This window comes from Bradyrhizobium sp. 187 (assembly GCF_023101005.1).
Lineage (GTDB): Bacteria > Pseudomonadota > Alphaproteobacteria > Rhizobiales > Xanthobacteraceae > Bradyrhizobium > Bradyrhizobium canariense_D.
In genome coordinates this window covers 3417665-3430342 of record NZ_CP064693.1, presented here as the reverse complement: position 1 = coordinate 3430342, position 12678 = coordinate 3417665, and the positions used below count along the sequence as shown (strand labels likewise).

Below are 12678 nucleotides of genomic sequence, written 5' to 3'. Positions count from 1 at the left end.
CGCCATCGCCTCTCCGTCCGGCCTTCGCCAGGCCTTTGAGGCCGGCGCGCGCCCGTCGTCGTACGCATCGTCGATCTCCCAATGTCGTTACGCTGAGAGAATCTGTATTCCCGGTAACCGTGCCGATATCGCGCCATTTGGTGCATCTGAGAACTACCTGGAAAGGTGGTTCGCTGTACTTTATGTATGCTCGCGGAGGTCGAAGGCCTCTGGGGTCGCCTCTGAGCTCGGCGACCGGCACAATCTGGAAATGACATGCATCTCTCCACGGATCCCATCGATCCGCTAAATCAAGACGTCTATGCGCTCTGGGATCAGCTGGCCGACTTCTCGGTCGCCGACAGTGACGCCGCGCTGACCCACCTGCTGTCCGCACTGCGCACCATGTTGTCGGCACGCAATGTGCTGTGGGGCGTGGTCGTGCGATTGCCTTCGCCGAAGCGGACCGATCCCCTGCTCGGCTGGCGTCCGCGTCTCGTCAGGGTGCTGGACCCGATACCGGCGGTGGCGGCATCCGTGCAGAAGCAGTACGATACGCTCTGGTCCGACGACGTCGACCTGTCCCAGATCTTGTCAATGTTGGGCGACGAGCCGTTCCGCGTCCGCCTGCTGTTCGAAACGCTGCCGCCGGAATGGTTCAAGGGCAAGCACTATCGGCGCCACTATCTGGACGTCGGCTTCGCCGACAGCATCTCCGTGCGCATTGCGCTCAATGACGATTTGAGGATTCGCCTGTTCGTATTTCGTGATGCGCAGCAACCCCGCTTTACGGCACAGGACGGCCAGCGTCTGGGCTTCGTGATGCGCGCCTTGAGGTGGTTTCACCGTCAACAATTGCTCAGCCACGGACTGCTCATCGCCAACGCGCCCCTCACACCCGCTGAACGCCGCGTGTTGCTCGGACTGCTCGCCGGGGACACGGAAAGGCAGATCGCGCAGAAGCTCGAGCAAAGTCCGAACACCACGCATTTCCACGTCAAGTCGATCTACGCCAAGTTCGCCGTGCGCAGTCGCCAGTCCCTCGCCGCGCTGTGGCTCGGCAGGCTGCGATAACGGCTGAAGCCGCGGAGCCGCCCTGGATGCCCTTCCCTTTCTGGCTCGTCTCGGACCTCGCTGAGATGCAGGAAGATGAATACGACAGCGATCGTTGGTCACGTTGGCGCTCGTAAACGTTGCCGAGGACAGCCAATTCTCGATTCGATGCGCACTTTCGGTTAGTCCCGCTGCGCGGATCATGGCTTCCCGAAGGGGGCCATGGGGGCAGCCTGTTTGCATCGCCTTCGAGGCGGTTAGCCTCGAGCATAAGCCTATTCTGCAACGACAATGTGGGTTGTACGGCTTTGGTGCGCATAGTGCTCTCCGGGTAGGAGGCGGGAGCGCGATACTCTCAGTCACCGATAGATGCCGATGGCGGGGCGGTGATCGGCTGAGTCTACGCCCTATATGTGGGTTAAGCCACTGATGCCTTGGACAAGCTGAGCGATTGCGACAAAGAAAGGCAGGACGGGGCTAAAATCAAACCGGGCCACTGAGGTGGGAAACAGGCCAGCGCCCCTATCGAGGTCGAAATAGGCCGCTCTGAGTTTCGAAATTCCCCCTAAACGAAAACGCCACCAAGCCCAATAATGCTCAGTGGCGCCACGTTGGAACTGGAAACCGCAATCCTCCAGTAGACATTGGTCGGACCGCCGGCGTTTAGGTTCAACGCGGCCTCACTGTTGCTCGGGTTTGCAATGGAAAGCGGCCTTCTTGGCAGGCGCAGCTTCGATTAATTCGGTTATGCCATCGAGCGTAATTCGGTCGGTGATACGTGATGCTATGTACTTGTACCGCGCAATGCGCTGGTCGATCTCGTCACATTTCTCACACATAGCTCACCGCGATTGTCAAAGGCGGGAGCGTGCAGGACTCTCTGTCACCGATAAAAGCCAAGGACCGGGCGGCGATCACGAGACTCTAAACCAGATACTCAGTTCCAGATACAGGAACGAATTTGGGCCACTTCTTAATCAACTTGGGCCGGTAGCGTGGGAAACCGGCTCAACGAAGCAATCTTAGAAGTGATCGCCAGCTCGGAATTTGCAGGTCATGGTCCGCCTTGGGTCACCTGACGAGATCGCCGTCCGGGTCTAGAATGCAGACCTCCGGACATCCTGCCGTGGCAGGCCGCGCTGTCGCCGCGCTTCACGCAGGAGCGCCGAGGGCGAGAACACTGAAGGGATGGAGTAATGCTTGCGGTCGAGTATTGGCGGGGTCAGCATGGAAGGGATCGGGTTTCATGACGATTTCAGGCCGGGCGGCCCATTGGGAGAACGTATACGAGAGCAAGGGCGAACGCGAGTTAAGCTGGTTCCAGGAGAGCCCGTCGCCTTCGCTCGAATTGATCGCACTGGCCGCCGCAGAGCTTACCTCACCGATTGTTGACATCGGCGGTGGGGCGGCTCGGCTGGTCGATGCGCTGCTGGCGGCTGGATATGCAGATCTGACCGTCCTTGATCTGTCCGACGCGGCGCTCGCGGCCTCGCGTGCACGGCTCGGTGCCGCTGGCGACGCCGTGCATTGGATCGTCGCCGATGTGACGACATGGCAGCCAGCGCGCCATCATGACATCTGGCACGACCGTGCAGCGTTCCATTTTCTCACCGCGCCGGAAGAACAAGCGGCTTATGTCGCGTGCGTCCGAAGAACCGTAAAAATTGGCGGTCATGTCATCATCGGCACATTCGCAATCGATGGTCCGGAGAAATGCAGCGGCTTGCCCGTGACACGTCACACCGCTGACAGCATCACCGCACTGCTCGGCGCCGGCTTCACATTGACGGATCATCGGCGTCATAAGCACGCGACGCCGTGGCAATCGGTACAGAATTTCCAGTTCAGCAGCTTCATCAGATCATGCTGAATTTCACGCTGCAGCCCACGTCTGCAGGGCCACAACTTGCGAATTGCACAGATCACTCGCTTCGGGCCAAAAGCCGCTGTCGTCAGGCGGCCAGCGTTGATACCCTAGTGGATGGCTGCCAGGGCGGTTACGACAATGAGGATGACCGTTACGAGGGCACCTGAAACATAGAGAATGGTTCTGACGCTGCCGCCTTTGGCCGCGTTACCGCCGCGCAAATAGACCGCAACGTGGATCAGACGAATTGCGACATAGACCCATACAAGCGTTGCAAGCGTGACGGGTCTTACCCCTACCAACGTAGCCAGGACTGTCGGGACGACAAAAGGCGGCAGCGCCTCCACTGCGTTCATGTGGACGCGATCGATCCGGTACAGCAGGTTATCGTCATCCAACGGCAAGACAGGTCCGGAGAGTGCCCCGGCCCTGCCTTTGGAGAATCCTGAATAGACCGCCAGCAAAATTGACAGGAGGCAAAGGGCAAGCACCCCGACAATGCTAAGCCAGTAGGCTGTCATAAGGACCTCCGCAAATGCGATCACGTCGCATAGGTTACGCGGATATCATGTCTCGCGGGCTATCCGCTCGGCGAACCGTTTCAGGTAGAGCGGCCAACCCTGATCGCCTTCAACGCCTTCGCTCACGCCTTCCCAACCTCGGCCATGACGTTCGAGGTGACGGTGCTCAAGTTCCAATCGAGTCCGGCTTGGCGTCTCGGCAATGAACCGCACCTCCCATTCACTGGTCTTGTCTGGATCGGTTTCGATTTGCCAGCGCGGGCTGATGTCCCAGCTTAGAAGCACGCGATTCGGCGGCTCAAAAGCCAACACACGCGCCCAGCGGCATTCGCTGCCGTCGGCACCTCGATCATAGATGTGACCGCCGACCCGGGGCTCGAACACGGTCTCTGCGATGGGCACGGAGAGCAGATTGTGCTCGCGTGGTTTGAAGCTGCCGAAGTCTTCCGTAAAGACCTTAAACGCGCGCTCGATAGGCGCCTCAACCACGATCGATTGTTTGATGGGTGCCGCCGATACACGGATGCTCATTTCTGGTCCTCCACTGATTTTTCTACGGCCACTTTGTACGCAGCCAGTGTGCTGCTCCAGAACCGGTCAAGCCAGGCGCGCATCTGGCTGAGCCCCGCTGGATCGATGTGATAAATGTTGCTGGCTCCCTTCGGCTCGGCACGAACCAAATGAGATTCGCGCAGCACCTTCAGATGCTGAGAGACGGCTGACTGGGAGACAGTCAGTTCACGGGTGAGTTCAACGACAGTGCGCGGCCGCGCGCCCAGCAATGCGAATATTCGTCTGCGGGTCGAATCGCCCAGAGCGGCCAGTTGCACGCTGTCTTTCGCCATGCTTCGCCGAAGGGTTGCCGTTACGGTAGCGGATCTATCATTAGCCATAACTAATGATAAGCATAAACTAATGATCTCGTCAAACGTGATGATATTGGGCCAGACGTCAGCTTGGGCTCACTTGCCGACCTCGCCGCGGTCGCACGTCAGGCCTGCGTTACCCTCTCGGCAGACATCCGAGATCTCTGAGTAACCGTTCTGGGCCCGCCTCATCAGCTTGAGCGATGCCGCCAATCGCAGGCTGCGCTTCCCAGCGAGTGCGATGCCTTCGAGCTCGCCGCGAGATAGTAGAAGAACGCATCGCCGCCCAGGATGCGGCCGTCCATCGCGCATAGATCGGCTGCTAACGGCTCTCGCCCTGGCGAACGAGAGTCTCTCGAAAGAAATTGATGATGCTGGCGTTGAACTCGCGATGGAATGCCGTCCTGTCGAAACCCGGCGGGTCAGTACAGAAGCGAGGAAGCTTCTCCGCGAACTCTGCTGTGCATGGCGACAGGAAAGCAAAATGACCGGCAGGCACCACGCGCACTTCCTTTTTGCCGGGCAGCGACTGAGCAACGAGCGCTGAGTTTTTCGGGTCTACGCCTGCGCCGCCAAACTCTGATCGCCAGATCAGCAGCGGGATTGTGATGTCTGCCAAGCGGTCGGCGGGAAAGGCAAAGTTAATTGCCGTATCGGCGAGCACTGCGGCTCGGATACGAGGTTCGTGAGGCAAGCTGCTTGGTATGTCGCCGCTACGGAGTTGCTCGCATGCCCGCGTTCGGTTCGCGTCCGAGCAGTAGAGCGCAAATCTCCGGAGATCGGGATTGCCGCCCGCCAACACCAATCCGGTATAGGCGCCGAGCGAAAACCCAAAGAAGCCGATCCTGGAGGAATCAATCGCAGCCCGGTCTTTCCAGTCATTCAAGATGAAATCAAGCAATCGGATAATGCTGGCGGGCCGGGTTGCCAGAATGGAAAGGCTGTCTCGTTGCGAGGAATCGTTTCCATTGTCACCCGGAAGGTTGATCGAGGCGACGACAAATCCAGCGTTTGCCAGGGCCTGCACCGTGTCATCGTGTTGTCCGAACCAACCACCGCGTCCGTGCGAGACGATCACGAGTGGCAAGTTCGTTCCTGTGACGGGACAGTCCTTCGTACCTTCAATCGATTCAATGAATTGGACAGTGAGTTTGCCGAGGGGCACTCGTTGCGCCGCTGCTGCGCAAGGGTACCATATAGCGCCAGCCAGATTGGATCGGTATCCAGAAGCTGAACACCGGCAGCTTGCACAGGCGACATCAAGCAGCCGAGTACGGCAGCACAGATCCAATACAGTTTGGCCATCAGTGCCCCCATTCGCCAGCGAACTCTCGGATCAAACTTGGCCGAACTGTGCCGCATTGACTGCCGCTACCAGCCTCGCGCAGCTTGCACGTCGGTCCGCCTCCCGCTGAGCCGCAAGCAAGCAAGATGAAAAGACCAATAAAACGCAGGGAAACGCGCCCATCGCAGCCCCGAACAACATGTGCGCAGCGTAGGTAGAGCTTGCCAAAAGGCAAGCTTCGGCTCTGTGACGTTGTTCACAATTATAATCTGGCTGGTCGTCCGAACGTCTGCAACGGGTTACAAGCCGACATCGCCGCGAGTCGCAGGGCCAGATACAGGCCCTAACGTTTGCTGGCAAACAGCTTGCGCTGCGCAAGATTAACGTAAGAATCGGGCCAATCGACCTCTCTCTTAGATTCCGGAAGAGATTGCCTCCGGTCGGCATACTCGAAGTACAGCGTCCCGTGGACACCTTGCGCATCGCGCTTCAAAATGGGGCGCTCCCATACGGGCGACAATATTCGCAAAGCCTGCTCTTCCCCAGCGCGTTCGGTAAAGTCCTCAATCAACTCCATGTCTTGGCCCGGGCCGGGAAAGATAGCAGCGAACTCATCATCGGTCGCTTGAAACAAGCTGAACGTCGCGTTGACCGCGCGATCTATAATCTGAATGTTCTTCAAGCTCTCCTCCCGGAATCCACGACCATAGGCTCTCTAGTACCGATGCACCGAAGTCCGCTGCAGGCCAATACCAGAACTGAACTGGCCCAATCTCCTGCCCCAACCTATAGTGCTCGTGCAATGGTCGCCATAAGCTGTGAGAGCCGCTCCGGCCCTGTAAACCCAATCGAAACTATCGATGTGCTTCGCGGCCTGGCGTTGCTCGGCGTCCTTGCTATTAACGTCGTCACTGAATTCCGCGTCTCAATCTTCGAGCAGTTCTTACCCGCCGGGCGACCGGCACCTCCGTTTGACCGCGCGGTCGAGACAGTCTTGATGCTCGCGGTCGATATGAAGGCATTTGCCCTGTACTCACTGTTATTCGGAGTTGGACTTGCCATTCAATATGAGCACCTCTCGACGAACCCGCATCGCGCGCTTCTGTTGTTTCGCCGTCTGATCGCCTTGCTGACGTTTGGACTGATTCACCTTTTCCTGATCTGGAATGGTGACATTCTTACCGAATATGCGATCGCAGGGTTAGTCGTCCTACCATTCCTGTTTGGCCCCCGCTGGCTGCTTTCATGCGGCGCGGCGACATTCCTGGCGCTGTATTTGGCCATGCAGGTGTGGTCCCCTCCTGGATTGTTTCCCAGCTTGGCTTCGTTGCAACGCCATGTGCTTGAAGCCAATCAGGTCTATGCAGGGGGCAGCTTCGGGCAGGTGCTGGCGTTCCGGGTCAGCGAAATCCCCGTGATCGTTCCTCTCCACATCTACGTATTCCCGCGGACGATAGGGCTATTTTCGATTGGTGCCCTCGTCTGGCGCAGCAATGCCTTGAGGAAGCGAGATCGTCCACTCCTGTTCTTGACAGCAATCAGCTGTACTGGGCTAGGCGCAGTCTTGATCCTCCTAAGAGTAAGCGGCGTCGTAGCGGGCGTCGGTCTCCGCGCACTGGCCACTCCCACCGGCACGATCCTGCTGGCTTTCGGCTACGGTGCAATGATCATCGCCGTCGCCGATCTGGCGAACGGCAAGCGATTGCTGGGCTGGGCTGCTAGGGCGCATGGCATTCACGAATTACCTCGCTCAGTCCATGATCTTTGGCTGGATTTTCTACGGATACGGCCTCGGGCTATTTGGGCAGCTCGGGGCGGCCGAAGCACTGCTATCGGGCTTTTCGTCTACGTCTGCCAGGTATTTGTCAGCGGTTGGTGGTTAGACCGGTACAGGTACGGCCCGGTCGAATGGTTATGGCGGACATTGATGTACGGCATACTGCAGCCGATGTCTCATGATCGTCTGACCAGCTCGAGCAAGCGCCCAGCCGAGGTCTGCCAGGGGGTCAAAGGCTGCCCTCTTCAGCCAGCATAACCTTGGTCGGGTCACTTGCACGAAGCGGACATCGCCGCGCTCTGGGCTGAGGTCAGCCACGGGCCAGAAGCGGGCATCGCCAAATGAGCCCCCCGCTCAAGCCTCATCGTGCAAGGATGGATGAAGTTCACTCCCCTCAGGACGGTGCATCGCTCGGAGGTCGACGACCGGATGGCATTCGGCTTTGAACTTTAGGAGCTGATGCTTGGAGGAGTTCGATGGAGCGCTTGATTAGCGCGACCATCGCGGCAGGACTGATAAGTGCAAAAGTGCTCAAAAGTCCCGTGCAAACCGGCGGATCATCCACTCCCTCGGGGGCCGCGCGGCTAGGCCAGCGGTCCGCTAAGGGCCATGCCGTCAGCGGACGTATCAAGCAGTTGCGGTGAGTAGGTGAGCCGCTATCGGGAACGATAACCCGCTACTACCCACGTATTTTCCCAACTCCAACTTGGTATCTTCGGCCAGGTGTTCGCGAGCCACCTCGCTTGCTTGCGATACATGACTGGCCAGTGGCGAACCCGCAACATAGCTAGGTACAAATCGTTCGACGGATGGAAACTCGATGGCACCGACCCTCCGTTGAACCGTGATATCCTGAAAGTTCGCAGCAGCGACAAGTCGGCTCAGCTCATCGGCATCGGCGAGTCCAAATGGAGCTCGCATGATTGTGGCCGCCGCTGGACCGATGTGGCGCTCCAGTATTTTGGCTAAAGATTCAAACCCGGGACTTTGATCGATGCCGCACCACACCATGAGGGCGAGCCTTCCCCTTGAAGATAGAACTCTGCGCATTTCGCGCAAAGCAGCTGGTCTGTCGGCGAAGAACTGGAGGCCGAGTTGGCAGTACGCAATATCAAACGCGCTGTCAGCGGACGGCAGTTTGTCTGCACTGGCCTCCTGCCATTGAACCGAGGCAGCGTCATCGGCCATCCCGAGCGATCGTGCCACGTTCAACATGCCAGGATTGAGATCGATGCCCGTCACGATCCCGGTAGGGCCCACCTTCACCGCCGCGAGGCGCGCCACTATTCAGTGCCGCAAGCAATATCGACTACGCGTTCGCCCAGCTTCGGCCGAGCGAGGTCTATCAGGACGGGGGCCCATGGGCCAAACACAGCCGGGACCAACTCCCGTTCGTACACTTCGGGCGCACTACCAGCGACCTGCCACTGACCTTGCTGCTCCATCAGATGATGCCAAAAGGACGTTCGCTCCTGCGCTTATAGCTCAACACAGCGATGTCCGCCACGGGTGGTCAAAAGCGCGTCCGCTCCCTCAGCGAAGTGCAGGCTCTTTTCGAGCTTGACGGCGAAATAGTTGCGAGGGGCGGCGGTGCAATCACAGCCCGATGGCATCGCTCCGCATCTTCGATCTGAAGTCGAAGATTTTCCAGTTCTGAGAGCCGGCAATAGAGGTCGTTGAGCCGAGAGGCCAGCTCAGCTTGAAAGTCCTGCATGATCGCCCCCATTACTCAAATTCGCTACCGGACCGCGAATTAAAGCAGCGTGCGCGGCTTCATTAAGGCATGTGAATCCCGTTGCGATCCCGATGAGTTCCGAGTATCGGAACCCGACCGTCCACTCCCTCGGGGGGAGCTCGATGCGTCGGACTCCGCGGTGGGTCAATAGCCGTGGGCAGTCAGGGCGGGCGGTCTACCCTCAACTTCGGACATGAGCGGGCACCGCAAGCGCGATTGCGATGGGGCCACTTCCAGACTTCGCCGATGGGTATATAGAATCATCGTCCACCCTGGAGAACGGCCAAGTGGCCCGAATAGAAACCTTCGTATGGATCGTAACGACCTTCATAATCATTTTAGCCACCGCTCCACTACGGGCTTTGGCAACACCGGAAGCGTCTGCATGCGGGTACCTCGCTAGTCAAATTGATAAGGCGCAGCCAGGGCCGTTGTTTTTGCCCAGCTATCCGACCGTGGAATCGGGGCCTCTCCATGGCGCCGCATACCTCTATGACAATGCGGTGGCCGTCATCGCGTTGGTCGGTTGCGGTGAGCGAGACAAAGCAAGTCGGATGGGCGCGGCGATCCTCTGGGCCGTCGATAATGACCGGACCTGGCATGATGGACGGCTCCGAAACGCTTACGCCGCGGGTGTGGTGGCGAATGGCTCCGCCAAACTTCCGGGTTGGTGGGACAATAATCGGAACGAATGGTTAGAGGATCGATATCAGGTGGGAAGCGATGTTGGTAACATGGCATGGGCCATGTTGGCGTTGCTGTCGATTGATGATGTGAACACCGGCTCCCCGTTTCGCGATGGTGCAGCGCGGCTTGGCGCTTGGGTCGCGCAATGGGCCGATACGCGCGGTACTGGCGGTTTCACGGGAGGTACGTTTGGGCACGAACCGACGCCGGAAGTGCGGACGTGGAAATCGACTGAACATAATACTGACCTCGCCGCCGCGTTTGGCCTTCTTGCGATCCGCACAGGCGATTCGCGCTGGCGCGATAAGGCAACGGTTGCCGAGTACTTTGTAAATACGATGTGGGATCCGGGGTGCGTCTGTTTCGCCGCAGGAACCGCTGAAGACGGTGTCACGCATAATCCGATTTTGGCTCTGGATGCCCAGATCTGGCCTTTAACAGCGCTTCACGGAGCGGCCGGGAAATTTGCATCGGCAATGACGACCGCCGAACAGCGAATGAGTGTCGGCGGAGGCTTTTCTTACGGTGAAGACCGAGACGGTGTGTGGACCGAAGGTACGAGCCAAATGGCTCTCTTGATGAAATTGCTCGGCAAGACGAAGAGGGCAGAATCGCTGATCGCTGTCATCGAATCCCAGAGGTCGCCCGATGGTGGGTTCTATGCCACGACTGTCTGCGCGTTACCGACGGGGTTCGTGTTGGACACCGACCCGACCAAGCCGCGAAACTATTTCCGATTGTCACATCTTGGCGCAGCTTCGTGGGCTGCCCTTGCGGAACGTGGGTTCAATCCCTTTACGATGACAAAAGGACTTCCCTAGCTGAGCCGCAGTGCTTCTCGTCTCGGCCGTTTCGATCTGTCCTGATTTCGATATGTCCGCTTGGGGGTCACTTGCCGACATTGCCGCGGCTCGGACGTCAGGCCTGTTCAGCCTCTCGAGCGGAGATCCCAAATCTTTGAGTAACCGCCCTACGCCCGCCGCATCAGCTTGAGCGAGGCCGCGAGCCGCAGGCTGCGCTTGCCGGCGAGCGCGATGCCTTCGAGTTCGCCGCTGTCCGCCGTGCAGGTTCCGGAGAAGCCGATCCCGACCTCATAGCCGCCGAACACGGGGTTCTCGCCTTTTGCCGGCGTATGCTCCTGGTTGAGGATCTCGCCCTTCCAGCGGCCGTCAGCCGAGGAATAGGAGCCGAGATAGTAGAAGAACGCATCTCCGCCGAGGATGCGGCCGTCCATCAGCAGCATGACGCCGGAGAGCCCGGCATCGACGCCGTCGAGCGCGCGCAGATGGATCGCATAGAGCCCGTTCACCACCCCGCCTGGACCGATCGTCCCCTGCGGCGGCAACCCCTCGTCATCGAGCCGCGTGAGATTGGCCCAGAAACCGGCGCCCGGCATCGTGTCCGCGCTGCCCGCGAGACGGATCTGGTTGCCGACGAGTCGGCCGCGCGCGCCGATCGCGGCGACATCAGCCCCCATCAGCGGCTTGTAGTTGGGATCGTCGTTGTGCCGTTCGGTGATGACTTCGGCGATGATCTCGCCGTCGCGCTCGAAATAGCTTCCGAGATGCGCGAAGGCCGAATTTCCGCCCAGCAGCTTGCCATCATGCATGCACATGATGCTGCGGCCGAAGGCATCGTTGACGCCGTATTCAACCTTGTAGAGCCCGTCCAGCAACGCAAGTGACCCGCAAAATCATAAGGAAAGCACGCGCTACCTAGCACTGCCATCGCATCAAGACCATCGGGCTTTTTCGCGCAGGGCCATTCGCGAAGCCACGCCCTGCCATGATGCCATCATGCGCCTGTTTTGCCCGACGGCGCAAGCAATTTCGGCAATTCCGCATATGGCGATTTCACACCATTTGCAGGCCTGTGATTTCAACCACTTGGCTACTGTGCATGGGGTTGTTTTTCGAGTTTTTTTGTTTGGCCGGTCGCGAACGGCCTTGCGCACTCACCAAAGCCGGCTTCGAACCCGCCGGCCGAGGCGCTACGGCATGATCCGGAAAAATGCGCAGCGGTTTCCCGAAAAGATCATGCTCACAAATAAATCTACAGCGCGTTCATCGGGCTTTAGAAGCACAGCGTGGTGACGAGCTTGCCCTGCTTGTCCTTGATCGCATAGGGACAGCGCAGCCGCTCCAGCGCCTGCTTGGCATCCTCGTCGCCGAGCGCTGCGGCGCGCTCGTAGTAGGATTTCGCGGCGTCCTTGTCCTTTGGCCCGCCGCGGCCCTCCTGCGCGAAGGCGCCCATCCGCTCCAGCGCGCCGGGATGGTTTTGCGCGGCAGCCTTTTCGAACAGCGCGCGCGCCGCGGCGTCGTCCTTCGCCCCGCCCGTGCCTTCGGAGAGCATCATGCCGAGCTGGTACTGCGCCTCCGCGTTGGTCTCGGCGGCCTTGCCCAGCAATGCGCGCGCCTGTGCCGGATCGGCCGGCGCGGCACCGCCGCTGCCGCCAAGCGCGGCGAGATTGCTGATGCCGCGGGGATTGCCGGCCTGCGCCGCCTTCTCGAACAATTTCCGCGCCTGCGCTTCGTCCCTGGCGACGCCGGAGCCGGTACCGTAGGCCACGCCGAGCTCGACCATCGCCGCACTCGATCCCTTGTCGGCAGCTTTGCGCCAGGCTGCCATCGCGTCCGCCGGTTGCCGGTTGGCCGCATAGGCGCGGCCGAGCGCGAACATCGCGCGCCGCGACGACGGCGCGGCCTGCTTGCAGAACTTGATGGCGGTCGCAACGTCGGAGGCCGCAATCTCGGTCGCGCCCCTGACGTCGGCCGGCTTGTCGGGATCGCTGGGATCGGCCGCGACCCGGTCGCACAGCACGAGGTCGGCCGATTGCCCATGCCCCGACAACGGCACCGCAAGCGTGAGAAGGATGGCAACGAGGAAAGTCCGCATGGACGCCAGGTTG

12 protein-coding genes are annotated in these 12678 nt (G+C 59.6%); 4 read left to right on the top strand and 8 right to left on the bottom strand.

Annotated elements, in window-relative coordinates; all coding sequences use genetic code 11:
• Positions 1-255 precede the first annotated feature (255 nt).
• Together IVB19_RS16265 and IVB19_RS16255 are read left to right on the top strand one after the other, a co-directional pair.
• Complete coding sequence (locus tag IVB19_RS16265; RefSeq protein WP_247368673.1) at positions 256-1053, top strand: helix-turn-helix transcriptional regulator; 798 nt, start codon at positions 256-258, stop codon at positions 1051-1053.
• Between the two features lie 1225 nt (positions 1054-2278).
• On the top strand, positions 2279-2902 hold the full coding sequence (locus tag IVB19_RS16255; RefSeq protein ID WP_018456335.1) for a class I SAM-dependent methyltransferase: 624 nt from the start codon (positions 2279-2281) through the stop codon (positions 2900-2902).
• A gap of 104 nt (positions 2903-3006) precedes the next feature.
• Here the strand turns inward: IVB19_RS16255 and IVB19_RS16250 are convergent, their stop codons facing one another.
• From IVB19_RS16250 to IVB19_RS16230, 5 genes are all read right to left on the bottom strand, one after another.
• Positions 3007-3420: an MAPEG family protein gene (locus IVB19_RS16250; protein WP_247368676.1), complete on the bottom strand. Its 414-nt coding sequence runs from the start codon at positions 3418-3420 to the stop codon at positions 3007-3009.
• Between the two features lie 45 nt (positions 3421-3465).
• Positions 3466-3951: an SRPBCC family protein gene (locus tag IVB19_RS16245; RefSeq protein WP_247821581.1), complete on the bottom strand. Its 486-nt coding sequence runs from the start codon at positions 3949-3951 to the stop codon at positions 3466-3468.
• Positions 3948-4265 carry an ArsR/SmtB family transcription factor gene (locus IVB19_RS16240; RefSeq protein ID WP_018456332.1) on the bottom strand — a complete coding sequence of 106 codons (318 nt, stop codon included), beginning with the start codon at positions 4263-4265 and terminating at the stop codon, positions 3948-3950. The genes IVB19_RS16245 and IVB19_RS16240 overlap by 4 nt, the downstream gene beginning before the upstream one ends.
• A gap of 343 nt (positions 4266-4608) precedes the next feature.
• Positions 4609-5364, bottom strand: coding sequence for an alpha/beta hydrolase family protein (locus IVB19_RS16235; protein ID WP_247821688.1), 756 nt, complete (start codon positions 5362-5364; stop codon positions 4609-4611).
• A 550-nt stretch (positions 5365-5914) separates the two neighbouring features.
• Positions 5915-6253, bottom strand: a complete 339-nt coding sequence (locus IVB19_RS16230) for a DUF8220 family protein (protein ID WP_085352988.1) — start codon at positions 6251-6253, stop codon at positions 5915-5917.
• 315 nt (positions 6254-6568) lie between these two features.
• Here IVB19_RS16230 and IVB19_RS16225 point away from each other — a divergent pair, with 315 nt between their 5' ends.
• The gene (locus IVB19_RS16225) at positions 6569-7606 is read left to right on the top strand and encodes a DUF418 domain-containing protein (protein ID WP_247821687.1); all 1038 of its coding nucleotides are present in this window, start codon (positions 6569-6571) and stop codon (positions 7604-7606) included.
• Positions 7607-7975: 369 nt separating this feature from the next.
• Here the strand turns inward: IVB19_RS16225 and IVB19_RS16220 are convergent, their stop codons facing one another.
• Positions 7976-8632, bottom strand: a complete 657-nt coding sequence (locus tag IVB19_RS16220) for a methyltransferase domain-containing protein (RefSeq protein ID WP_247821580.1) — start codon at positions 8630-8632, stop codon at positions 7976-7978.
• A 738-nt stretch (positions 8633-9370) separates the two neighbouring features.
• Here IVB19_RS16220 and IVB19_RS16215 point away from each other — a divergent pair.
• Positions 9371-10591 (top strand): hypothetical protein, encoded by a 1221-nt coding sequence (locus tag IVB19_RS16215; protein WP_247821579.1) that lies wholly within the window; start codon positions 9371-9373, stop codon positions 10589-10591.
• 149 nt (positions 10592-10740) lie between these two features.
• Here the strand turns inward: IVB19_RS16215 and IVB19_RS16210 are convergent, their stop codons facing one another.
• Both IVB19_RS16210 and IVB19_RS16205 read right to left on the bottom strand, forming a co-directional pair.
• Positions 10741-11445, bottom strand: coding sequence for a GrlR family regulatory protein (locus IVB19_RS16210; RefSeq protein WP_018456325.1), 705 nt, complete (start codon positions 11443-11445; stop codon positions 10741-10743).
• A gap of 398 nt (positions 11446-11843) precedes the next feature.
• A complete protein-coding gene (locus tag IVB19_RS16205) occupies positions 11844-12665 on the bottom strand; it encodes a tetratricopeptide repeat protein (RefSeq protein ID WP_018456324.1) in 822 nt (273 codons plus the stop codon).
• Positions 12666-12678: the final 13 nt, after the last annotated feature.

What these genes read in the sequence shown, in the direction of transcription:
- IVB19_RS16255 (WP_018456335.1), top strand. Translation starts at nt 2,279, where the DNA reads ATGACGATTTCAGGCCGGGCGGCCCATTGGGAGAACGTATACGAGAGC.
- IVB19_RS16245 (WP_247821581.1), bottom strand. Translation starts at nt 3,951, where the DNA reads ATGAGCATCCGTGTATCGGCGGCACCCATCAAACAATCGATCGTGGTT.
- IVB19_RS16205 (WP_018456324.1), bottom strand. Translation starts at nt 12,665, where the DNA reads ATGCGGACTTTCCTCGTTGCCATCCTTCTCACGCTTGCGGTGCCGTTG.
- IVB19_RS16225 (WP_247821687.1), top strand. Translation starts at nt 6,569, where the DNA reads ATGCTCGCGGTCGATATGAAGGCATTTGCCCTGTACTCACTGTTATTC.
- IVB19_RS16265 (WP_247368673.1), top strand. Translation starts at nt 256, where the DNA reads ATGCATCTCTCCACGGATCCCATCGATCCGCTAAATCAAGACGTCTAT.
- IVB19_RS16250 (WP_247368676.1), bottom strand. Translation starts at nt 3,420, where the DNA reads ATGACAGCCTACTGGCTTAGCATTGTCGGGGTGCTTGCCCTTTGCCTC.
- IVB19_RS16240 (WP_018456332.1), bottom strand. Translation starts at nt 4,265, where the DNA reads ATGGCGAAAGACAGCGTGCAACTGGCCGCTCTGGGCGATTCGACCCGC.